We start from the raw sequence: 1,244 nt of genomic DNA on the forward strand, positions 1-1,244 counted from the left end.
ACACCCGGGTGGAGGAGTCCTTCTCCGGGCACGCCCTGGTGCAGGTCTACGGGCGCACCCAGGCGGTGCGTGAGGCCTTCGCCGCTGAGAACGAGGAGCTGTTCCGGGCCTCGCTGCGTGCGCAGTTCCTCTCGGGGATCATGATGCCGCTCATGCTGGTCATCGGGAACCTGGGGTATGTGGCCATCGCGGTGGTCGGGGGTGCCATGGTCGCCTCCGGGTCCCTGCGCCTGGGCGACGTGCAGGCCTTCATCCAGTACTCCCAGCAGCTCAACCGACCAATGAGTCAGATCGGTGGGATGGCCACCGCCGTGCAGTCCGGGACCGCCAGCGCCGAGCGGATCTTCGAGCTGCTCGACGCCGACGAGGAACAACCCGACGACGTCGCCCCGCAGGCCACGGGCACCACCGGTGCAGTAGCCGACACAAGCACCAGCACCGCCCCGGTCGCGGCGGCCAACGCGGACACCGGTCGGGTCGCCGACCAGGCCGGACCCCGCCCCAGCGGTAAGACGGGCCCGGTGGGCCCGGGGGTTATTGAGATGGAGCGTGTGCGTTTCTCCTACAGTCCGGGCGTTGAGCTTATTCGTGACTTGTCGTTGCGGGTTGAGCCTGGTCGTACGGTCGCGATCGTGGGGCCCACGGGGGCGGGTAAGACCACCTTGGTCAACCTGCTCATGCGCTTCTACGAGCTCGACGGCGGGCGCATCCTGCTCGACGGGCGCGACATCGCCGCCATGACGCGTCACGAGGTGCGTCGTCGCACCGGCATGGTGCTGCAGGACCCCTGGCTGTTCGCCGGCACGGTCCGCGAGAACATCCGCTACGGGCGTCCCGGGGCCAGTGACGAGCAGGTCGAGGCCGCCGCCCGGGCGTGCTTCGTCGACCACATCATCAGGGCTCTGCCCCAGGGCTACGACACGGAGCTGGAGGAGGACGCCGCCAACATCTCCGCCGGTGAGCGTCAGCTGCTCACCATCGCGCGGGCCTTCGTGGCCGACCCGGCCGTGCTCATCCTCGATGAGGCCACCAGCAGTGTGGACACGCGCACCGAGCTGCTCATCCAGCGGGCCATGAACGCGCTGCGCCGGGGCCGTACGAGCTTCATCATCGCCCACCGCCTGTCCACGATCCGCGACGCCGACACCATCTTGGTCATGGAGCACGGCGACATCGTCGAGCAGGGCAACCACGATCAGCTCATCGCCGCCGACGGCACCTACACCCGCCTCCACAACGCCCAG

General features: G+C 68.9%; 1 protein-coding gene. It reads left to right on the forward strand.

The genetic code is table 11. From position 1 onward, the window contains the following. Positions 1–1,244, forward strand: a 1,244-nt coding sequence (locus tag HCR68_RS13905; protein WP_167150453.1) for an ABC transporter ATP-binding protein, incomplete at both ends; no start/stop codon positions are given.

The sequence above is a fragment of the Actinomyces sp. ZJ308 genome (assembly GCF_011752065.1).
GTDB lineage: Bacteria > Actinomycetota > Actinomycetes > Actinomycetales > Actinomycetaceae > Actinomyces.